General features: G+C 45.8%; 17 protein-coding genes and 2 pseudogenes. 6 read left to right on the forward strand and 13 right to left on the reverse strand.

From position 1 onward, the window contains the following. The first annotated feature begins 84 nt into the window (after nt 1-84). From ACTWJ7_RS18825 to ACTWJ7_RS18840, 4 genes are all read left to right on the forward strand, one after another. On the forward strand, nt 85-1041 hold the full coding sequence (locus ACTWJ7_RS18825; protein ID WP_079351073.1) for an IS30 family transposase: 957 nt from the start codon (nt 85-87) through the stop codon (nt 1039-1041). A 22-nt stretch (nt 1042-1063) separates the two neighbouring features. Then, complete coding sequence (locus tag ACTWJ7_RS18830; protein WP_301878494.1) at nt 1064-1732, forward strand: NAD(P)H-binding protein; 669 nt, start codon at nt 1064-1066, stop codon at nt 1730-1732. Nucleotides 1733-1938: 206 nt separating this feature from the next. Beyond that, nucleotides 1939-2262: a hypothetical protein gene (locus ACTWJ7_RS18835; protein ID WP_301878495.1), complete on the forward strand. Its 324-nt coding sequence runs from the start codon at nt 1939-1941 to the stop codon at nt 2260-2262. Between the two features lie 34 nt (nt 2263-2296). Next, nucleotides 2297-2524, forward strand: coding sequence for a hypothetical protein (locus ACTWJ7_RS18840; RefSeq protein WP_079344709.1), 228 nt, complete (start codon nt 2297-2299; stop codon nt 2522-2524). An 812-nt stretch (nt 2525-3336) separates the two neighbouring features. Here the strand turns inward: ACTWJ7_RS18840 and ACTWJ7_RS18845 are convergent. After that, nucleotides 3337-3801 (reverse strand): MarR family winged helix-turn-helix transcriptional regulator, encoded by a 465-nt coding sequence (locus tag ACTWJ7_RS18845; protein WP_293017173.1) that lies wholly within the window; start codon nt 3799-3801, stop codon nt 3337-3339. A 172-nt stretch (nt 3802-3973) separates the two neighbouring features. Here ACTWJ7_RS18845 and ACTWJ7_RS18850 point away from each other — a divergent pair, with 172 nt between their 5' ends. Together ACTWJ7_RS18850 and ACTWJ7_RS18855 are read left to right on the forward strand one after the other, a co-directional pair. After that, complete coding sequence (locus ACTWJ7_RS18850) at nt 3974-4726, forward strand: SDR family oxidoreductase (protein WP_024631922.1); 753 nt, start codon at nt 3974-3976, stop codon at nt 4724-4726. A gap of 93 nt (nt 4727-4819) precedes the next feature. Continuing rightward, a pseudogene (locus tag ACTWJ7_RS18855) lies at nt 4820-5790 on the forward strand (aldo/keto reductase). Between the two features lie 920 nt (nt 5791-6710). On the opposite strand, the gene ACTWJ7_RS18860 reads toward ACTWJ7_RS18855, so the two are convergent. The 12 genes and pseudogenes from ACTWJ7_RS18860 to ACTWJ7_RS18915 form a co-directional block, all read right to left on the reverse strand. Next, nucleotides 6711-9002 (reverse strand): discoidin domain-containing protein, encoded by a 2292-nt coding sequence (locus ACTWJ7_RS18860; RefSeq protein WP_443145758.1) that lies wholly within the window; start codon nt 9000-9002, stop codon nt 6711-6713. Further along, nucleotides 8927-9376 carry a hypothetical protein gene (locus ACTWJ7_RS18865; protein ID WP_443145759.1) on the reverse strand — a complete coding sequence of 150 codons (450 nt, stop codon included), beginning with the start codon at nt 9374-9376 and terminating at the stop codon, nt 8927-8929. The genes ACTWJ7_RS18860 and ACTWJ7_RS18865 overlap by 76 nt, the downstream gene beginning before the upstream one ends. 195 nt (nt 9377-9571) lie before the next feature. Further along, entirely contained in the window at nt 9572-10441 is an 870-nt protein-coding gene (locus tag ACTWJ7_RS18870) for a hypothetical protein (RefSeq protein WP_443145760.1), read from the reverse strand. A gap of 13 nt (nt 10442-10454) precedes the next feature. Continuing rightward, a complete protein-coding gene (locus tag ACTWJ7_RS18875; protein WP_443145761.1) occupies nt 10455-11219 on the reverse strand; it encodes an extracellular solute-binding protein in 765 nt (254 codons plus the stop codon). 19 nt (nt 11220-11238) lie between these two features. Further along, the gene (locus ACTWJ7_RS18880) at nt 11239-11631 is read right to left on the reverse strand and encodes a helix-turn-helix transcriptional regulator (protein ID WP_443145762.1); all 393 of its coding nucleotides are present in this window, start codon (nt 11629-11631) and stop codon (nt 11239-11241) included. 74 nt (nt 11632-11705) lie between these two features. After that, nucleotides 11706-13538 carry a PDC sensor domain-containing protein gene (locus ACTWJ7_RS18885; protein WP_443145763.1) on the reverse strand — a complete coding sequence of 611 codons (1833 nt, stop codon included), beginning with the start codon at nt 13536-13538 and terminating at the stop codon, nt 11706-11708. Between the two features lie 310 nt (nt 13539-13848). After that, nucleotides 13849-14939: pseudogene (locus ACTWJ7_RS18890) on the reverse strand (glycoside hydrolase family 88 protein). A 70-nt stretch (nt 14940-15009) separates the two neighbouring features. Next, nucleotides 15010-15891 (reverse strand): carbohydrate ABC transporter permease, encoded by an 882-nt coding sequence (locus tag ACTWJ7_RS18895; RefSeq protein ID WP_024631936.1) that lies wholly within the window; start codon nt 15889-15891, stop codon nt 15010-15012. A 10-nt stretch (nt 15892-15901) separates the two neighbouring features. Continuing rightward, nucleotides 15902-16825: an ABC transporter permease gene (locus ACTWJ7_RS18900; RefSeq protein ID WP_024631937.1), complete on the reverse strand. Its 924-nt coding sequence runs from the start codon at nt 16823-16825 to the stop codon at nt 15902-15904. A gap of 55 nt (nt 16826-16880) precedes the next feature. Next, entirely contained in the window at nt 16881-18506 is a 1626-nt protein-coding gene (locus tag ACTWJ7_RS18905) for an extracellular solute-binding protein (RefSeq protein ID WP_301878500.1), read from the reverse strand. Nucleotides 18507-18826: 320 nt separating this feature from the next. Further along, on the reverse strand, nt 18827-19225 hold the full coding sequence (locus ACTWJ7_RS18910; RefSeq protein ID WP_443145764.1) for an RDD family protein: 399 nt from the start codon (nt 19223-19225) through the stop codon (nt 18827-18829). Between the two features lie 247 nt (nt 19226-19472). After that, entirely contained in the window at nt 19473-21986 is a 2514-nt protein-coding gene (locus ACTWJ7_RS18915) for a WG repeat-containing protein (RefSeq protein WP_301878501.1), read from the reverse strand. Between the last annotated feature and the right edge of the window lie 215 nt (nt 21987-22201).

A 22201-nucleotide genomic window follows, 5' to 3' on the forward strand; every position in this document is an offset into this window, starting at 1 on the left:
CTGGAAATAAATAAAAAATGGCCCATGGCCGGATTCGTGTAGAATGAAGGTTCCTACACCACATTCACACAAGGAGAATCCACCATGAGCTACACACATCTTAGCATAGTTGAGCGCAGCAAGCTAGAAATCCTCCATCGGCAAGGTCAAAGTTCAAGAGCCATCGCAAAAGAATTAGGAAGACATCCTTCGACGATTTGTCGTGAATTGGATCGTGCTACTTCATCGCAACCGTATCACGCAGAACAGGCTCAGAGCGCTTATGAGGAGCGTCGTCAAGCTTCGATCTCACCGGGTAAATGGTCCGAAGCCATAGCGATTTCCTTAGAGGAAAAACTGCAGGCAACGTGGTCTCCAGAGCAAATCACGGAACGTTTCCGTATCCAAGGCCTGCCGTCGGTTTCCTTTAAAACCATCTATCGATGGCTCTACGCTGGGCGTCTGGTTCGAGGCACGTTACAGGTCCTTCGGCACAAAGGGAAGCGTCAGAAACCTGCAGAAACTCGCGGTAAATTCGCGATTGGCAGATCGATTTCAGATCGTCCTAAAGAGGTTCGTTCCCGGGAAACGTTTGGACACTGGGAACTGGATACCGTCGTTTCGGGTCGTGGGAAAAGTAAAGGATGCGTAGCCACGCTCATTGAACGCAAAACCCGTCTATATACCGCCATTCTTATGCCTGATCGCACCGCTTTGTCCATGGAAATTGCGCTTGGTGTAGCCATTTCACAGTACCCCACAGGCACTTTCCTCACAGCCACGGCGGACCGAGGAAAGGAGTTTGCATGCTATACCAATCTGGAAAAAAGCTATGATCTGCACGTTTATTTTGCTGATCCATACTCGTCTTGGCAACGCGGTTCCAATGAAAATGCGAATGGCTTACTTCGAGAGTTTTTCCCGAAAGGCACTGATCTCGCTAAAGTCGAGGATGAGGATCTCGCCGGTTCACTAGATCTAATTAACCACAGACCACGAAAATGCTTGGGTTGGAGAACCGCTCACGAATCTTTCACAGAGGAACTGTCGCACTTGGTTTGACAATCTGTCTGTTGAAAAAGTAATGCTTATTTCCGCGCAAGCATTTACCGACCGCAATACGCAACATTTCAATGTGATCGCAGCTGCAAAACAGGCTGGTGTGAAACAAGTGATTTTCACGTCGATCATACGAAGAGAAAATTCAAATCTTATTGTGCCCGAAGTATCGATGTCAGACTTATTTGCTGAACAAACGCTTAAAGCATCCGGATTAGACTATACCATTCTGCGGAATCCTCCGTATCTTGAAGTCATGCATTCGTATTTCGGAGATGCGCTTAAAGTCGGCGTACGAGTACCAGCTGGTTCCGGTAAAGTAGCCGCTGCATCTCTGGACGATTTGGCGGCAGCCAACGTAGCCGTTCTTACTCAAAACGGGCACGAAAATAAGTCATATACTTTAAGTGGCAGCGAGGGAAGCTCTTTTGCAGACATCGCTGAAGCCCTCTCGGAGATTAATGAGATGAATATCCCTTATGAGGCAATTAGCGAAAAAGAATATATAGACACTATGGTAGCGAATGGCTTGCCTGTTCTTATGACTGATTTCTTATTAGGTTGGGTGCGTGGAATCAACACTGGAGAATTCTCGGAGACGTCTGGGGATCTTGAACGTCTGATTGGCCGAAAACCAATGACGTATAAAGAATTCTTTAAAATCAAATCGCCGTTTTCTAAAATTGAAGATTGAAAGCTGGCATGATATTAACTTACTCTATGAAAAGTTTAGAGTTATTTACAAGGAAGACATACTATGAGCCGCAAAGGCAAAGTACCATCAGAATCGCTTCTGTGATCCTCAAGAGGTTCTTGATGTGAAGTTCACGACTTTTGACTACAAGCTCGCCAAAGGCGATGTATTGATCAGAGTTACAAGTCTTTGGTTCGAGAAGGCATTTGACTATTCAAAACAATTCAGGAATGGATCTGCATTTTGAATGGTTTAGAGATGTTCATACAGATCACGCATGGAACTTTATACAAAACAATAAACATGAAACACGTAAATCAAGAAAAGTAGATGTAAGCGCCTATTTTCCAGTAAAAGTATATAAAAATGATGCAGGCTCAGTTGGATCATACATCGGATCTTTTACGAGAGAAGTTTATGGCCATGACCGGGTTGCTATCGTAAATTTAACAGTCGATGGAAAACCTGCACTTCAGGCAATATCTTTAGTCGAGACTCCATTAAAAATTCTCGTTACTTGGATTTTATGATGTGAATATTTTGAAGAAGAAGAATATTGAATGAATGTCTCGGGACAAGAATATTGTTCCATTCAAAGTCGCTATTATAGCAGCTTTCGTATTATTAGGGTCAGCCAGAGATTTTCTGGTTGGCCTATTTTTATGGGTGTTTTACGATGGTGGTAACCGGGAGAACGAGGGCGGCTTAGGGACAAAGAACCCGTACAAAAAATTGTTCTCCCACTACCGTCCAACGACCATGTTTGAGCTGGTTGAGGCTATGACCTCGTAATCACAAGCGAAGCTATGGGTTTGGAAACCAGGTGGGAATGCCGGTAAATCGAATGAGGGAGGTTTGGTTTCGAGCGGCTAGGGGAAGTGCTTAGCATACTGAAAGAGGAAAGTGGTGTGGAACCTGTCGTTATCTTCGAGGCAACCGGACATTACCATTGAGGTTTGGCGGGGTATCTCATGGCAGAAATTATGCGGCGAGAAAAAAAGGACAACTCGCTTTCTGAAGGCACACAGACAGTTCCATTCCTGAAAAGATTGAGAGCAAGGTATCAATGCCGATTTAAAAATTATATCTGAGTTGTCGCGGGACAAAACATTGTTCCATTCAAAGTCGCTATTATAGCGGCTTTTTTGTTTTAAGGACGATGTTCTTGTCCCAAGCTGAGGACAAGAACATTGTACCATTGCCGAAAAGGACAAGAACAATATGTCATTTCGGATTAGGGGTTGTAAACGAACAAACACTGAAAGATTTGGTCAAAGAAACTGGGTACAGGACATCTCTAATGATTCCCTCCGGATGCTTGATGGCCGTCGCCATGTTAAATAAAATGCCATACTTGTTGCCGACTCGTCGTAGATCGTTCATTTGGAAAGGCCCTTTGCCGGCATGGACTTGGGGAGGACCGCGTTCGTCGGGAAAGTCGGTAGAAATAGGCTGCAGCGCGTTTCGGTCCACAGAACGATTGAGGGGACTATAGGGGCTCTTGCTGGCAGAAAGCAAATGCCCCTCCGCTATGTTGGCGGAAGGGGACAGATCCTTGTCAATTGCAGTACTTTTATACCTTGTGCTTAACATCAAAACAGCGATTAAGGGGACGGGTCCTTACAAGATAATGAGGCATTTTTTTTTGTTCTTTCCGCTAGTTTAGTAATCGAATCAATGTCTTGATCGGTTAATAGATCTAGAAAATGCTTGCGTATTGCCTTTGAGACTATGGGAAGGGCATCATCCAAGGCTGACTTTCCGGCGGAAGTAATGATGACTTGAACACCGCGATCTGTGTCTAGTGGTTTCCTCAGAACAAGTCCGCGTTTTTCCATCCGAGTTAGATGATGTGATAGTCGGCTCTTATCCCAGCCCATCGATTCAGCTAATTCCTGTTGGCGAAGCTTACCATTCCCGAATTGGACTAACCGGTCTAATACTCCAAAATCACCCTCGGATAGTCCTGTGTATTCAGACATTTCTTTTACAACGCGACCGAAGATTTGTTTAAAAGAGCCTTTCCACATATTCCATATTCGCATTTCGACTTCGTTTAGTTCGTTCATATTCATATCCATAAATACATAATAACACGGTTGACGCATCAACCTCAAGGTGCTACAATGCGTTTAGGTTGATACGTCAACCAAACGGTGAGGTCGAACTAAGATTGACATATCAACTTTGGGTTGTATTACAAAGATCTCACAGTCAATTCAAGAAAGGGAGTTTATTACTATGCAGGAAAACCCCGTCGCCTTGGTCACCGGGGCCAATAAAGGAATCGGTTTGCAAATCGCGAAGGATCTTGCAACGCACGGCTTTACCGTGCTCATCGGATCGCGCAATCTCGAGAAAGGGGAGACGGCTGCGAAGAGCGTCGAAGCCGATGTCCGCGCCATCCAGCTCGATGTCACGAATCAGGATTCCATCTCCGCCGCTGCAGCGCGTATTCGCAGCGAACTCGGCCGTCTCGACGTGCTCGTCAACAATGCGGGAATATCACACGCCGGTCAGCCGGGCAGGCCGCTCGAGGAGGTTGGAAAATCGGGTCGACCAAGCGTCGCTTCTCTCGACGAAGTACGCGCGGTGTTCGAGACGAATGTGTTCGGCGTGATTGCCGTCACGCAAGCGATGCTGCCGCTCCTGCGTGAAGCGCCGGCGGCACGTATCGTTAACGTATCAAGCGGCTCTGGCTCGTTGACGTTGAACGCGGACCCTACCAATTCGCATCGCGAAATGTTTGGCGCTGTTTACGCCCCGTCAAAGACGGCTCTCAATGCGATTACGCTCGCCTTTGCCATTGAACTCATGTCGACAGGCATTAAGGTCAATGCGGTATGCCCGGGTTTTACCGCGACGGATCTCAACAACTTCGAGGGAACGGGCACTGTCCAGCAAGCTGCTTGTCATCCCGTACGCCTTGCGCTGATTGGAGAGAACGGTCCGACGGGTACGTTCTCAAATGAGAGACGCGAGCTCCCATGGTGAAGTAGTCTCTAGCACTGGATCAACATTGAGAGATGTATAGACAACCTGAAGGTGTGGATACCTTCCAAATATACATAAGGAGTGTGTTAACAAATGGAATATGTAAAACTTGGCCGCAGCGGCTTGGATGTTTCGCGGTTAAGCCTTGGAACCATGGGCTTTGGGGTACCTGAACGCGGCAATGCCCCATGGTCGTTGAATGAAGAGCAAAGCAGACCGATCATTAAAAAAGCACTAGAATTGGGCATCAACTTCTTCAGTACCGCAAATATGTATTCCGACGGAACAAGTGAAGAAATTCTCGGACGTGCATTAAAGGACTTCGCTCGTCGTGACGAAGTCGTCATTGCGACTAAGGTCTTTGTTCCGATGCGCAAAGGTCCGAATGCTATGGGGCTTTCCCGGAAGACCATCATGACCGAAATGGATAACAGTCTAAGACGACTCGGAACGGATTACGTTGATCTGTACCAGATCCATCGTTGGGATCCTAATACGCCGATTGAAGAGACAATGGAGACTCTCCACAATTTAGTTAAGGCGGGCAAGGTAAGATACATCGGAGCATCCTCCATGTTGGCATGGCAGTTTGCGAAAGCTCAGCATGTCGCGGAGAGAAATGGTTGGACACGGTTCGTTTCCATGGAAAATAGACTTAACTTACTTTATAGGGAAGAAGAAGAGAAATGCTCCCCCTTTGCAAAGATGAGGGAGTTGGTGTCACCCCTTACCTACCTTTGGCTGCAGGCCGGTTAACCCGGGATTGGAATGAGCAGACCTCGCGATCCGAGAATGACCAGGTAGCAAAGGGATTGTTTGTTAAAACGGAAGAGGCTGATCGTAAAGTTGCGGAAAGAGTTGCGGAAGTTGCCGCTGACCGTGGAATTCCACGTGCACAAATTGCACTTGCATGGTTGCTGCAAAAGGAAGAGGTTACAGCTCCAATTATCGGCTCAACTAAGATCAGTCATCTCGAAGACGCGGTTTCGGCGTTGTCGGTTAAATTGACACCCGAAGAAATTACGAGTCTAGAAGAACTTTATATACCGCATACATTAGTATAAATTGGACACAAATACACAACATCTTTGGGCGAACGCTTCTACGGTGTTCGCCCTCTTATATAGTTGTTCATGAGAGGGGCGGGTCTAACGAGAAACGTTAGTTTAACAAACAGACTGCAATTGGTACATTTATCACTCATAAAAAGAACTCTCCAGATGCGGAGGGTTCTAACATTTTTATCCATGTGTTTGCGGGTGGTGTCAGCTACGCTGTTATTACCCCGAATTGAAGACTTCATAACTGACCACACAGGTTTGGGTTATATTATTTCCGAGAGAAGGGTAAATTTGACCAACTCAATACACTTTTTTGAGATACTCCGCTAACTCTTTATTTAATTGGAACCGAGGAAAGGTACCTGCTGATATACAACAAATAGAGAAATGACCTATGTTACTTATATGCCTTTATTGTTGGATAGGGGGTTAATAGCTCTCACTGTTTTATACTGAAGATCCACAACTAACTGAGGTTATGGATTTTCGCCTTTAAGTGATATGGAACTTTTTTGATTCTGGAGGATCCCGGAAAGGATAACAACTAAAAATACTAAATGCATAGTAAGTAAGAGTATATGATCGATTAGAGGAGGAATTATAGTGAGTTAATAAAAGGAGAAAACGGGTTTTGTTTGTATTGGTTACATATGTACAAAATACGAGTTTTGTGAAACAGTAATCAAATTTTAAGATCATGAATGATTTTCACGCCTATTCAAACTCTGTTCACATGGATAAATGTGGCTTAATGTTTTTATAACCCCCAGATATTTTTAATTTCGTATGGATAAATATGTGATCCTGTATGTTTCTGTTACCAAACAATTCAGTTATCTCAAATATAATATGCACCCAATCCAACTTTAAAATGAGCACATATTATATTTGATACCGAATCTTTTAATTTATGCTACATCAACTTAATTCCCGTGCACCCAAAACTCTATAATACTGTTCCAGGTATTGGATTCGTTTCCTTGCCCGACATAACGAATGAATTTTGCCTGAATCGGTTCAAATTCAAATGTTTCATAGGCAGCCTGTTTTTGACTGGCCACGTTATTTAATACCTTTTGGTAATTAATACCATCCAATGAAACTTCCAAATCGAAATAATTGGATCGCGTATGACCATTATAGAATTGGATGCTTACCTGCCCTACTTGAGTCTGTTGCTCAAGCTCCAACTGCAAGTATTGTCCCTTTCCATCTGCAGACCATCTGGAGTCAGGATCACGGTCGATCGTATGGATCGGCAGATTGCCATCATCTGCACTTGCCGTAACCTTGGTTACAGCAGCAAATGGTCCTTCCGGTTCGGCCATGGGCTCTTTGACTTCAAATTTCTCTCGTGCCTCGACCGTTACTCCATTAAAGACGCAGCTCACAATGACGTCGACAATTCCCGCTTTTACCGCATGGAAGGTAGTTCCGTCCGTATATCCGATCGTCTCATCACTCGACGTATACGTGACAGGAACGTTCAATTCCGTAATGTTCACGATCTCACCATTATCTAATGTTAGAAATGAGGATAATTCCCCGCTCGCGCCTGCACTGATCGCATTGCCTGCAACTCTCCATCCTGGAAGCGCTTTATTCGGACTTATGGAGATATTCTCTGGAAGTACCGGTGTATCCGCTACCTTAAAATTCACTCGCACGTTCTGGGTATGCCCCCGATACGATACAGTGATCTCTCCAGTTCCATTGGTCCCTTGCGGTTGTTTAATTTTAACCTTGGCATCCTTCGCAAATGGTTTCGCAGAGATGAACGGTGTTTCCGTTGTGCCATAAGGTAAAGTGTGAACGTAATCCGTTCTTAAGAACTGCATACCCGCTATAGCTTCGCCATTCACCAACAGGGATTGGAGCCCCAGCTGAATATCTTTGATTCGCTTCTTGCTCTGATCCTGATATAAACTCTGCGGAGATAAACGATCTCCTTCTCCAATGCCTTCCGCCATATCAAATGGCTGCGTATTCGCATCCGGAATGGAACCAACAATGTTGACGTTCACGCCGGTGTCCTTTCCTTTTGTTCCAATGACATAACCATTCCCGAATTGTTCTGATTCTACAATAACGCCGGATTTACTGCGATGTGCCGCCTGTCCGGTCGTATTCCAGAACACACTTTCCGTGGTAACGACTCCATGACGATTCGTTTCGGAGGATCCATAATCCCGCGTAATGGCAGAGATCCCGTCTCCGTTGACTACTAGGTTGTCGATCAGGTTCGCCATGCTCATGTACATATGGAAGTCGGTCATTAATGAAGGATTCTCGGAATACGACCCTTGCAGCACATTCCCGTTCGCAGAGAAGTTGGCATATGTGAAGCTATGTCTAGCTCCGATCGCCTTACTGTTCTTGATGAGATTATCATTGCCTATAAATTGATATAAATAACCGTTTCCATTCGCTCCACGATACTGCGGGTACTGCATGGTTACATGATCCACTGTGACGTTCTTCGTACGGTCCAGAATAATTCCCTTGGACAATAGATGATAATCTGCATTGCCAGCTGGCTTATACGTGTTAATATTACGAATCCAGCTGTTCGCCACTGCGATCACATTGATCGCTTTAGCATTATCAGCCTCGTATCCAGCAGTTCCAACGACTTTGAAGTCATCCTCACCAAGTCCAGGTTTCGAATTCTGAATGTTTGCGATTGAGAAATCCTCCAAACCAACCTCGACAATCGGATCAGCCGTTTGACTAATCGTAATGTCATCGCGCAGCTTCATTGGATAACGCGTCGGAATGTCTAGCGTAATCGTATTATTCTCCGGATCTACCTCCACGATTTGGCGATAGAATAACGGTTCTACTTTACCGAGACGTGAAGACCATTTGTTTTGCATGCCCAGCTCACGTAAGAACCCAGGCGTTGTTTCGAATGAAATGACCACGTAATCATTCACCGCAAACCCGCTCGTATCCTCAACGGGCAGCAGGACGGTTGGATCGGTAACGGACTTGCGAAGTTTCGTAGAGATTCCCGTTCTTTTCCAATCCCCGTTACCGATCCGGATAATATCCTTGTTTTTCATATTTTGCTGTGCATTATAGATATGAGTCTTGTTCATCCCGTCACCTTTCAGGACTACCCGACTTGCAGGAATGGTTAGTGAATAATCCTTGCCGGCCTGAGGATTAACCTGATATGTACCTTTGGGAAGATACACGACACCCCCACCCAACGCAACCGCAGCATCAATTGCTTTTTGAATCGCCTGGGTTGCATCACGGCCCCCGAAGGATCGGCAAAATAAGGTGAATTGGTAACGTCGATACGTTTGTTCTTGGCCGTTTTAGGCAGGTCTTCTTCCCCACGTCGATAACCGGCATACGAAAAGTCATGCAGAAATCTTCCTTGTTCATCTTTAAATCCTGGATACCAATCAATTGGGTAGAGTCTGCTTCTGCCATCCGTCCCTAGAGACAGGTTCTCACTCGCACGTTCAATAGACAGCTGTGAGTCACCCTCTGATGCTCGAACTTCATGGGTTCCAGGTACAGGCAATCCAACAGCCAACGTAAATGCCAACCCTAACAAAGGCCATTTTTTCCGCATGCTTTCGTTCTCCTCCTTCTGGATTTCAGAGTATGTGAGCGGTTTCAAGAAATCCTGTAGTCACCTCCGATCCTGCTCAAGCAAGAGTCATGTGCATGCCTTCTCAGCATGTCATAACCGATTGTAGAGTACGAGGAAACGAAATTACATGAACAAAAACGACATTCCTATGCCTATTTTATACAATATAAGGATTTATTTTGAGGACACTGCACGATTATATCGTTCTAAAGCCTGCTGTTGAATCTCAATCGCACGTTCAATCTGCAACGATTTGATTTGCTCGACATACATATCAAAGGAATCCACCGGCTCCATGCCAAAAATAATTTTAAGTGACATCTCATCCACCACCTTGTTCACTTCCTGCATGATTACTGACAACTCCGTGCTTTCTTTCTCGGTCTTGGGCAGGGTTGGCACCTGATGGAGCACAGCATCCGTGTTGGACCATAGCTGCACCGCCTCTTTCTGTTCCGGCAAAATATAATATTGTTCCATATATCGCGTATCCTGCACAAATGGACCAAAATAACTTGCTCTGGTATACATCGCAAGGGCTTGCGCCGGCGACCACTTATCAGGGTTTTTCAGAATAGTATCCGTATACGTCGGATACCCGTCTTTCATCTCAAAGCTAACACCTTCTATTCCAAAATTGAACAGCAAATGCCCTTCAGGCCCATACCCATAATCCAGCATGCGTGCTGCTTCCTCCACATGACGACTGTTGCTGGATATGGCGACTCCACTGGAGCCGATAGCCGGAGCGAGCTGACCGAATTTAGGGCGATCTCCTTTGTTCATGACAGGATATGGCGCTGGTACAAGCTGTGCATGGGGATCCGTCTCCTGCAAAATGGGCAGCCATGTACCGATCCCCGCACCTGCATTCCAGATGCTCGCGCCACTGCGTCCTGTTGTCATGTTGGTATCCTGAGTCTCCGAATCGACGGCAGCCAGATTCTTGTCAATGAGTCCTTCCGCATACCATTCACGAAACAAGGCTAGAAACGCCTTATATTCAGGTTCCTGTGCCCCAAACTTAATGTGGCCATCTTCCAAGAAGAATCCTTTTTTATGCCAAAAGCGCCAATAAAACCGCCGCCTTCGATACCAAACAACGGATTCGGAACACCGAGGAAAGTGAGCGGAGCGTCAGCTCCCTTTTATCCTTAAATGCCTGCAGCATCGTATGCCATTCGTCGATCGTGGTTGGTACATCAAGACCGAGCTCATCCAGCCAGTCCTTTCGGATAATCGGCCCTTGATAGGTTCGCAGCTTGTCTTGTCCCTGAATAAAGGGAAATGCGTAATAACTTCCACTGGCTGTGCGAATCTGCATATCAATGTCCGGATGCTCACTCAGGTACTGCTTCAGATGAGGTGCATGTTGATCAATAATATCGTTTAATCGCAGAATGTATCCGTCTTTGATCGCTTTCTCCGGTCCACCGGGATAATTACTCCACTCATATTCGATCATATCCGGCAGCTCTCCGGACGTAAGCAGCACATTAATCGCTTCTTTGGCCTGATTGGCGGGAGGCCGGATGAATTGAAGGTTGACCCCGGTTCTTCGCTGCCATTCCTGAAAAAAAGGAACATCATTGAAACTGGATTTGATGCTTGCTGCATTGCCATTCAGTTCTGCCCAGTAGGTTAATCTCCCATCGGTGTCGAAAGCTGTAGTAGAAATGGTCCGAGATGCTGAAGCATCGGATCGGTCATTCATCTTGGCATCCGAATCTGTCCCGTTCTGATCGCAAGCAGTCAGCATGCCGAGCAGCAGGAGTAGTCCTGCCACCTTTGCTATGAATGCCAATTTCCACTTTACATTCATATTCCGGTCTCCTTTCAAATCAACTGATTTCTTTATATTTACCAGGCGTAATGCCTTCGTATTTCTTGAATACCCGGATGAAAGTGGCTGCATCATTATACCCGACCAATCGGGATATTTCTGTAATGGATTCATGTTTATGCTCCATCATTTCTTTGGCCTGTCGGATACGGCATTTATGAATACAGTCCAGCAGACCCTCACCGGTCTGATTCTTGAAGAGTTTGGACAAATAACTGCCCTTCAGTTCAAAATGCTCACCAATGGCGTTGACGTTCAAATTCACGTCCGTATAGTTACTCTCAATATACTGTGTAACCTGGGTACTGAGATGACGCAGGGAATCCTCACGTTCTTGTGATACATTCGTTGCGCGCTTATCAGCGGCATAGGCACATACCTCCTCTAACAAGGTTTGCAAAGCCTCCTGCATCTCCTGGATGGTATCCCCGGCAATAATGTCATCAATCCGGTGCGGATAATGGGTTAACGTGTTGCTATTCCTGTCCCCAGATCATTGATGGCTTTTATCATCGTACCTACCAAGTTGAAAATCAGGCAACGAGCGAGTGTGAGCGACATAATCGGTTTATCAAAATTCCGCGCTGTAATCTCATTCATATAAGCGCTGGCTTGGTCGGTATCTCCAGCTTTGATAAAATTAAGAAGCTGCTGTTCTACTTGAAGCGGATAGTAATAGCCAAATGGGTCATCCGCCATTGCATCGCTGCGTACATCCCCATAGGTAATGATGCCTTTCTTGCCAAGCACCATTTTATATTCCATCGCGTCCACTGCTTCCTGATATGCTTCGGCGATACCAATCCACGACGTATGGCGTCCGCTGATGGAGATCGTCAGTTCCATATCATAGCGTTCCAGAAAGCGTTGTGCTTCTGCCGCAATGTGATGAAGATCCTGATTCCAGTCCGAAGAATCCGCTTTCATATTTACAAGGCAGACCATCATATCATCGACTTCCGCTACATATCCGGCGTGCTGACGCTCTGAAGTCAGTTCCTCAACAACGTTGGAAATAATGAGATGGATTAACTTGTTTCGTTCATTGATATCAATGCCCGGCAGCTTTCCATAGAGATTCTCTTCATTTTCGATGACAAACAGGATTACGGCAAACTCACTTGAATACAGCGGCATATGGAAAGAACGGAATGCATCTTCGTAGGGAACGAGTGTGTCCTGTTTGCCTTTCAGAAGCCGGTTAATCATATTCGAGCGCAGCACCTGCTGATGTTTCTGCAGCTGCTGGGCAATCTCATTCTTTTCTGATCGTGTGTTCATAATGACCTTCTGAATAAACCTTAGTTCGTTCCGATCAGCAGGTTCGTTCTGCGTAGTTTTGTCTTGTAGTGATTCCACGAGCTGCTGGATTGGAGAGTAATTCCGGCGCATGAAGAACCAGGTCAGTACACCCGCACTAATGAGACTCACCACGATACTAATATACGTAAAATTGCGGACATACACTGCCTTTTCCCAATACAGGCTGCTAGGAATAATTAATGCGTACTTCAGATCGGATACCGCGGAGTCCATGTAAAACATCTCTGATTTGCCTACCTTGGCGTTATCCAACTGAACCTGATTGCCATTCATGAATGGCTTCAATTCCTCCGATCCGGGACGATTGCTCATCAGAATCTCATTATTCTGGTTCAGGATCAGCAGTGTTGCATCACTAAAACCCGAAATGCTCTCAATCGCTTCCTGGAATCTTCGCGTATCGGCCATGACCACAACTGTACCCGTCTCCTGACCATTCAAATCATCAGGCAGACGTGTAATGTACGCAATGGCAGACTCCGCCGGACCTGCATTCTGATGCGGCAGAATGACGAATTGATTCGTTTCTGCACCCAGGATCTGATCCCGCCACGCTTCAAAAGACATTGCACCTGTGTTATGTAGGGTATGAAATGCCGTCCGCATATCCCGAATATTACCTGAACGGAGAATGGACTGGTCTTTTTTCCACACGACGTAAAATTCATCGATGGATGCGTAGGATGTTTTGTAGAGACGAAGTTCCTTCACCAGCTGATAAGCCGTATATGGCGCCTCCTTGGCTGGCTGATTGGAATACATCAGCGTTTGCAGGTTCGGACTCCACGTCATCTCCATGTTTAACCGCTTCATGAGATCAACTTGTGTATCGATCGTATAACGCATTTGCTTCAATAAAGAATCGTTCGCCCGATGTATTTCACCCTTGAGTGTCTCATTGGCTTGCATGTAAATAACCAGGCTGATCAGAATGGGTACTATTAAAACAGCACTGTAGGAGACAAGCCAGGTCACGATTATACTTTCTCGTTTTTGCCACAAATATCGAATGTTTAGCAACAACTCATCACCTAACTCTTCGTAGATTATCGATGTTTGGATCAGGAATTTATTATAACGGCAAGAGCACGATTCGGATATAGATAAAAAGTTCAATTCAATTGACAATAAGGTGAGCAAGCAGCGATTTCCCGCGTCAAATCAAGCACAAATAGCCCGTATAGACAGCTTTCGTCTATCGGGCATTCGGTATCAAAACGTCAATGTATTTCATTTAATTTTTAAATAGATGAGAATGTTTTTTTTGAATATTCTTAGAGCATTTTTAGAAAATGCGATGCTTCCATCCGTTTAATTTGGCGCTGGCCTCCACGAAGAAATAGTCACCGTAAATGAGAGAGACATTCACGTTCTGACCTGCCGGTTTATGACCGGTTCCCTCCAGAAGCATGCCTTCGTGCTCAGGAAGATCCCATGTTCCATAATGATCCCGCAGGGAATTCAGGATACGTTTGGCAACGGAAGCATAAAGCCTGCCTTCAGGATCAGTGAGTACACCTGCAAGCTCAAGCAATCCGGAAGCAGCAATGGCACCCGCGGAGCTGTCCCGTGGAATCTCTTCTCCTTCTTCGGGCTCTGCCCGGAAATCCCAATGTGGAACGCTATCCTCAGGCAAGTTGGCAATGAAGAAGTTCGCCACACGCTGTGCAGCATCCAGATATGCCGGGTCTTCTGTATAACGATACGTATTCGTTAATCCATATAAAGCCCACGCAGCTCCACGACTCCAAGCCGAATCTGGCCCTGCTCCCTGTCCCCTATCGCTTCTGCCCGTTCACCTGTCTCGGGACCAAATGAAACGATATGATGTACAGAACCATCTTCCCGGACAAAATGCTTCATGACCATATCCGCATGAGCTTTGGCGATATGGCTGAAACGGGGATCTCCACTCTCCTCCGATGCCCAGAAGAGTAAGGACAGATTCATCATCGTGTCGATAATTGACCAGCCCAACATGTCTCCATTCCAGGCCCGGATAAAGCTGCCTTTGGTATTGAAGCGTCCAGCCAGGAAGTTGGCAGCAAATAAGGCACGTCTAGCTGCATCGGCATCTCCGGTGAGCTTGTATTTGATGACGGCCGTGGGTAGGAAATGAAAGCCCACATCGTGGTCGAAGTAGTTATTTTCGAGAAACCGTTCCGATAGCCGTTCATCCCAATTCCATGCAGCCTCTTTATATTTCTCATCACCCGTCATATCGTACACAATCCATAATATACCCGGCCAGAATCCCGAGGTCCACCAATCGATCCTCATGTCGTCATAAATGCCATTCGTACCTGCGACATGTGGAGACTTGTCACCTATAGCTGCAAGCATCTGGTCGGCTTTGCTCTTGATCTGATCCCACATGTCCTTGTCCAGTTCATTTAATACGTTCATGTAACGTCATACCTCCTTACCGTTTTTTCAATTCTTCGGTTTAACCTTTCAATGAACCAACCATGACACCTTTCACGAAAAAGCGCTGCAAAAACGGATAGATGCACAGGATCGGTATCGTTGCTACCATAATCGTTGCATACTTGATGGTTTCCCCAATCTGAAAGCGATCCCCGGCCGAGGCACCTGCGGACATGCTCTCCGTGGAATTGGCAATCAGAATCTCACGCAGCACCAATTGCAGCGGGAACAGCTCACGGCTTTTGATAAACACCGATGCATAGAACCACCCGTTCCACTTATCTACCGCGTAATACAGAATCATTACGGCAATGACGGGCATGGACAACGGGATAATAATACGGAACAAAATGGTAAAGTGATTGGCTCCATCAATCTTGGCCGATTCTTCCAGGCTGTCCGGAATACCCATAAATGATGTTCGCATGATGATCAGGTTAAATGTACTGATGGCAAAAGGCAGAATGGTCGACCACAGCGTATCTAACAGGCCAACGCCTTTGACAACCAGATACAGCGGAATCAACCCGCCGCCAAAGAACATCGTGAACACGATAAAGAACATGAACACCTTGTTCCACATCACGTTTTTACGTGATAGCACGTACGCACCAAGCGCTGTCATGAACAGGTTGACGATGACGCCAAACACGAGAATAAACAAGGTATTACGGAAACCTGTGGCTATCCCTGGATTGGCAAGTACACTCTTGTAAGCTTCCAGACTGAACCCTACGGGCTTCCAAAGAAGGCCCTTGTTCGCTAACAGCTGCGCCGAGTCGCTTAAGGATGCGAATAACACGTAAAGTAGTGGATACAAGGTGACGATAACAAGCAGGATTAGAAATGTATAATTCAAGATCGTAAAGATTCGGTCAAACCAACCGCTTTCCTTAATCAAAGTTACCACCTCACCATAAGCTGTTTTGACTCACTCTGCGGCTGATATAGTTCGCCGAAATCAGAAGAACGAGATTGATGACTGAGTTGAATAGACCGACTGCCGAGCTGTAACTCCATCCGAATTCCAGCAATCCCTTTCGATACACGAAGGAAGAGATCACATCTGCCGTTTCATAGGTTACCGGATTGTAGAGGAGAATGATCTTCTCAAACCCGACATTCAGCATATTCCCCATCCGGAGAATGAACATGATTGTAATAATAGGCAGTAATCCCGGCAGTGTAATGTGGAACATTTGCTTGAGACGGCTCGCACCGTCTATCTTCGCCGCTTCATACTGTTCCAGATCGATGCTCATTAATGCAGCGATATAGATAATCGATTCCCAACCGATCCGCTGCCATATTTCAGAAAGGACATAGATCGGACGGAACAACTCCGGCTTTTGCAGCATCGCCTGACCGTCATATCCGAGCATCATGATGAGACGGTTGATTAAACCATCCGCGTTCGTGAAATCTGTAATAATACCGCATATGACAACAAGAGAGATGAAATAAGGCATATACGTTATTGTTTGAACAACCCGCTTGAACGTGCGCTTACGTACTTCATTGATGAGCAGCGCCAGAATGATCGGTGCAGGGAATTCAAAGAGCAGCGTGTACAAACTGATGAGCAGGGTATTCTTAAGAACCCGCAAGAAATAGTAACTGTTAAAAAACTCTTCAAAGTGCTTCAGCCCAACCCAATCACTCCCCAAAATACCCTTCATCGGAGAATAGTCTTTAAAGGCAATAATTGCACCGTACATCGGACCGTAATGAAATATTAAATAATATCCAATAACGGGAATCATCATGATATACAAATACTTGTTCATCATGAAGTCCCGAACGAACCGGCTTCTGAAGGATTGACGATTGCTCATGATGTACCTTTTCACCTCTTTTCAATCGGGAGGGCCAGAGCCCTCCCCTTTACAATTACCGATTGTTGTAGCGTTCGAGTGCTGCTGTCTGGATTTCGATAGCTCGATCCAGATGTAACGACTTCATCTTCGCAACATAGCTCTCAAATTGATCCACCGATTCGTTACCCAGAATGATCTTGATCGTCATCTCATCGACGAGCGTGTTGATATCATTCATGATGGTCGCGTATTCGGAGCTCTCTTCAGGTGTAGGTGTGATTGAAGGCAGATTATATTTTGCAGCCTGCGTATTCTTCCATACATCAATGGCATCACGCTGGGTCTGCAATGCAAAGAACTGCTCAGCATAACGTTTGTCTTGAACGAACGGACCGTTATAACTGCTGCGGGCATATAGTGAAATTGCTTGTGCCGGAGCAAGTTTATCCGGATTCTTCAATAACAAATCCGTAAACTTCGGATAACCATCTTCCATGTTGTAACTGACGCCTTCTTCCCCAAAGTTAAAGAACATGTGCCCTTCCTCACTATAGCCATAATCCAGCATGCGAACGGCAAGTTCCGGGTCCTTGGCTGCCGTAGTGATGGCAACAGTACCTTCCGAGGCATAACCCTGGTTGAGCTGCCCGAATTTTGGAATGTCGCCTTTGTTAAGCACCGGATATGGCGCAGCGACCAGAACGGCATCCGGATCATTTGCTTCTACGAGCGGCTGCCATTTGCCGATACCCCCACCTGCGTTGCCAACACTGGCGCCAGTCGCACCCGAAGCGAGGTTGCCGTCAACCGATTTGGTATCCGCTGTTGAGATGTTTTTATCGATCAGCCCTTCTTTGTACCATTCCTGGAATAACGTCAAGTATTCTTTGAATCCCTCTTCTGACGGGCCAAATTTGACCTGTCCATCTTCCTGATAGAATCCGCGGTTTACACCGAAGGCGCCAAGGAAAGCACCATTACCGGAATCATTAAAGAAACGTGGCTTACTTACAACAGAGAATGGAGCGGCGGCGCCTTTTTTCTCTTTAAAAGCTCTCAGAGTCGTTGTCCACTCATCAATCGTTTCCGGAACGGGCAGTCCCAGCTCATCCAGCCAATCCTTACGAATGATTGGACCCTGGAAGACACGAAGATACTCGTCTCCCCGAACGAACGGGAATACATAGTAGCTGCCACTGTCCGTTTTGACCATCTTGTCGATGTCCGGATTCTCCTGCAGATATTTCTTCAGATTTGGCGCATACTGGTCAATCAGATCGTTCAGCTTGAGAATGTAACCATCGTTGATGGCTTTCTCCGGTCCACCGGGGAAATCTCCGATGAAGTTGTACTCCAGCATGTCTGGCAAATCCCCGGACGCCAGCATCACGTTAAAGGATTCTCTGACCTGACCTGTCGGAGGTGCCGTGAATTTGAGTGGCACGCCGGTTTTTTCCTGCCATTTTTGAAAGAATGGAATTTCGCTGTGCGAATTTTTGACCCCAATCAGGTTTCCGTTAATTTCACCCCAATACGTAAGCGTCTTATCCGTTTGAATTGGATAGGTAGTTGCTTCCGTTGATCCGCTCGGTGTCCCTTTATCGGTATCGCCCGCTGTACTGTCTCCGGACGAACACCCCAGGATCGTTGCACCTAATAACAGGATCATCAAACTCGTAGATAACACTTTTCTTCTCATGGACCTTATCCTCCACCTTTTGGGAATGTCTGTGCTCTACCTCAGATTAAGGGAGGGGCCATTGAAGCGATATTCGCAAAAGATCAAATGTCATGTTGATTTCGTCAGAAGGAACTGATCATTTAGCCAAAACGATAGACGAATTCTCTATGTACTCATCTGTAATGTCTTGAAATTACTGTGTTGGCGCAGGGTTGTGACTGTACTTCTGACATCACAAAAAAACAGACCATGAACAAGGTTCATAGTCTGTAACGTGGGTGAATATGAGTGGATTGGAACATAACGAATATATTGCGCCAGGGCTCGCCTTCTCATTTTCAATCCCAAACGACTTCTGTGCCTGCGATAAAATCGTGTAGTGCACGTTTGTCCTCGCGAATGGCCACCATGAAGACACTTATAATGAAACCAATGCCAAATGTGATTGCGTATACCAGCCCAGCAACAACTACACGCATCAGCATCGTTCCGATTCCCGGAGGCTCCTGTGTATCATATTTTCGAATTCGAATTCCGCAAATCCGCTTTCCTATCGTTCTACCGTACCAGAAAACGGGCAATAAAATGGAATACAATGCACTTAATATTTTGGCTATAGGTTCATCACTATCAAAGTTTCCTGTAATGAGCCCTGCGAAAACCATTAACGGCAATGCAATAATAATAGCATCCAGAATACTGGCACCCAGCCTTATCCAAAAACCTGCTTTATACAAAATGTTTCCTCCAAACTTTCTTTACTAAAAAGACTAAAAAATACGTTATTCCTAACTCCTTTCATTCATTTGTTCTAACTCAACATATGTATGTACATATACGGAGAGTATAACAGAAAAATTTACTATATAGCCCAACAAAACACAATCAAATTCCTTTCCATATCTAAACACTTTTCATATGTATTAGGTTACAGAAAGAGACCATATTGAACATATGGCCTCGGCAATACGTGGAATGGGAAGGTTACGGTTGCTCGTGAAAAGCTTTCCAGAATGAGCCCTCTGTATTAATGATATCCTTGATTTGGGCAAAAGGAATCGTAAATGTCGGAAATCCCGCCACGTAAGGAGCGATTTCATAAGGTCTGAAATACACATGCAATGCATCACGTGAGACAAAAAACGGCTGATCCGGGCTAATTCCCTCATACGTGTCCGGAAAAACATAAGAGTATTGCGGGTCATTTTTGATCTGATCGCCTATAATTTTGCTGAGTACCTTCACATAGTCACTGTTTGGCTTAAATAAATCCTTGAGCTCATACATCTGACCGCTACTCAGATTAATAATCGCATAGATCATCGTAGGCATACCATGTGCTGCACCAGCCGGGTAGTTATAACCCGTGAGTTTGAGTTGAAGCAATTGCTGCTGATAAAATGTAATATCAAAATCCCCTGTATACGTGTAATCCAGCTTCTGATTCGCAGGGATGGGCTTCACTTGGGATAGTGCCTTTAACTTGGCGTTGACTGCAAGCTGAACTGCTTGATCCGTTAACCCTTCCAATTGCGGATAATACACAAGGTAATCGGGGTTGGGCTTATATTTCTCTTCGCGTACACGATATGGCGGGTGAAGCGGAACGATTGTATTTTGCCGCCAGATGATCTGCCCGGCCCGGTTTACATAGGAAACACGCTGGTCGACATACGCCTTGATCAAATCCGGAGCTACCACTTCAAGTGTGCCCGAGCCTTCAACACGGGGATATCCCGTTGCAGGTCGCCCGCTTAGATCCAAAAAGAACGTTTGCGTTCCATTCGTGGCTGAAGCCAGCCCTCCTTTGTAATTCGATACATCCGTATATACAAAATCCGAAAGCCTTCTACCGCTGACATCCGCAATTGCATAGACCGAACCCATAAAAGACTGTTTGGGATCAATAGCTTGCCCCAATGCCAGACGATGTTCTCCCAGATCGCGAATATCATTGTAGCCGGATTGGATGGTAAATGTGCCCTGTGTATTAATAACGCCATAGCTGGAGTTGTAGTCCTCCGCTGTATTCACAATAGCGTATCCACCATTAAACGGTAAAGCCGAGGTGAAGCTAGGCTGAATTCGGACATGACCACTTTCGTCAATATAACCGTATTTACCCGATGTTTCTTTCTGAAAAGGAAGTAATCCGTCACCCAGAGGTCCCACATAGGCATACGGGTACGTCGCCAGTCGCTGACCATTCCGATTGATTAACGCATATTCATTATCCTTGATCTGCACAACGGCCTTGCCATCCTGAAAATCGTTCGCTGAAGCGAACTGCGCCCGAATGACCTCATTTCCAGCTGTGTCCAAAAAACCGTAACGACTGACTTCCCCACCTGGCTGACTGCTGTCTGAAAGGTAAAACAGCGCTCGGCCATCCTTCACATCGGCAATAAACGGATATGCCCGTTTGGTCAGCACATTACCCTGTTCATCAATCATCTTGAACCCTTGAGAGTCAATAACAATGGCCCGACCTTCTGCAAAAGAATTAATGGAATCGTATACAGGTTGAACAACGAATTGGCCGCTAAGATTGATGATGCCTGTCTTCCCGTTTTTTACTACGACAGCCAGGCCATTTTGTTGAAAGTCTTGGGCATCGTCAAGGATCGGTTCAAGTCGAATACGACCTTGGGCATCCATATAACCCCACCGGGTTCCTGTTGTTGTTCTGACCGATATCGGAAATAGCCATGTCGTTTCACGTGCATGACCCTCTGTGCCCACCGCTTGTCTAATCTTCTTTTCCAGCTCAAGCAGAGCTTCCCGTGAAGGGTATGGGTCATTGAAACGTAGCGCTTTTTGGACAGAAACGAGTGCAGCAGTAAATAATCCGGCTTTATACTGAGCGTCCGCAAGATAGTACCAATAGAAAGTATAATCTGGATGCTGCTCTGCCAATTGTTCGTAATACTTCACGACCTTAGGAAAGTAATACGGGTATACATCTGTTGCTTGAACCCATCTCCCATTCTGCCAGCGGATGATCTCGACCCGATAAGCTTCACCTGTATCATGAATCCAGAGTGCAATCTCCACTTTTCCATCTCTGCCGTGGGGACCGGGCATATCAATGATTTCCACATGGCTGTAATACAAATCTTCTGGCGCTAAATCTTTCAGTCCCATTTCCGTCCAATCGTATACAGCAAGCTTCGACCAGATCGCACCGATCTGCCAGCCGACAATGAGATTATTTCTCGCCGTAGATGTCACAGATGCCGCTGTCAGCAAGGTAACGCCATACCCCAAGCCTTTAGTCAAAGACATCTTGATCCAGCGACCTTGGTAAAATTTCAGAACAAGCAGCATTAATTCTCCGCCCTGCTCATATACAGCAGCAATCTCCGGCATTCCGTCTCCGGTTAAATCTGAAGCATAAATGGCCGGATGTTGGACCGGTTTATCAATGGTGACGACAGTCGCGTCAGCCGGGATATGTTGATTAACAATTTGTGTTAACAGAGGTTCGCTCATGGACATGCCTGTTTCCTCCTCAAGACAGCATTCGCCTACTGGTATGGGTATGCATCATAAGCGGGGATATGACATCTGAACGAATATGGCCCTGTGGATTATTAAACGATCCGTATATTGAATCTAATCCTTGCCCTAAACGCTACTCCAATTAATTATGAAGCTTTTCGTACCATATTTGTTAGTCAAAAACAAGGTTTCAATCGCCATAATATTGAATA

The organism is Paenibacillus sp. 1A_MP2 (assembly GCF_052244825.1).
GTDB lineage: Bacteria > Bacillota > Bacilli > Paenibacillales > Paenibacillaceae > Paenibacillus > Paenibacillus vandeheii.

Excerpts from the sequence above, each read along its gene's own strand:
- ACTWJ7_RS18825 (WP_079351073.1), top strand. The coding sequence starts at position 85 with ATGAGCTACACACATCTTAGCATAGTTGAGCGCAGCAAGCTAGAAATC.
- ACTWJ7_RS18830 (WP_301878494.1), top strand. The coding sequence starts at position 1,064 with ATGCTTATTTCCGCGCAAGCATTTACCGACCGCAATACGCAACATTTC.
- ACTWJ7_RS18840 (WP_079344709.1), top strand. The coding sequence starts at position 2,297 with ATGTCTCGGGACAAGAATATTGTTCCATTCAAAGTCGCTATTATAGCA.
- ACTWJ7_RS18845 (WP_293017173.1), bottom strand. The coding sequence starts at position 3,801 with ATGAACGAACTAAACGAAGTCGAAATGCGAATATGGAATATGTGGAAA.
- ACTWJ7_RS18850 (WP_024631922.1), top strand. The coding sequence starts at position 3,974 with ATGCAGGAAAACCCCGTCGCCTTGGTCACCGGGGCCAATAAAGGAATC.
- ACTWJ7_RS18865 (WP_443145759.1), bottom strand. The coding sequence starts at position 9,376 with ATGCGGAAAAAATGGCCTTTGTTAGGGTTGGCATTTACGTTGGCTGTT.
- ACTWJ7_RS18875 (WP_443145761.1), bottom strand. The coding sequence starts at position 11,219 with ATGAATGTAAAGTGGAAATTGGCATTCATAGCAAAGGTGGCAGGACTA.
- ACTWJ7_RS18900 (WP_024631937.1), bottom strand. The coding sequence starts at position 16,825 with ATGAGCAATCGTCAATCCTTCAGAAGCCGGTTCGTTCGGGACTTCATG.
- ACTWJ7_RS18905 (WP_301878500.1), bottom strand. The coding sequence starts at position 18,506 with ATGAGAAGAAAAGTGTTATCTACGAGTTTGATGATCCTGTTATTAGGT.
- ACTWJ7_RS18915 (WP_301878501.1), bottom strand. The coding sequence starts at position 21,986 with ATGTCCATGAGCGAACCTCTGTTAACACAAATTGTTAATCAACATATC.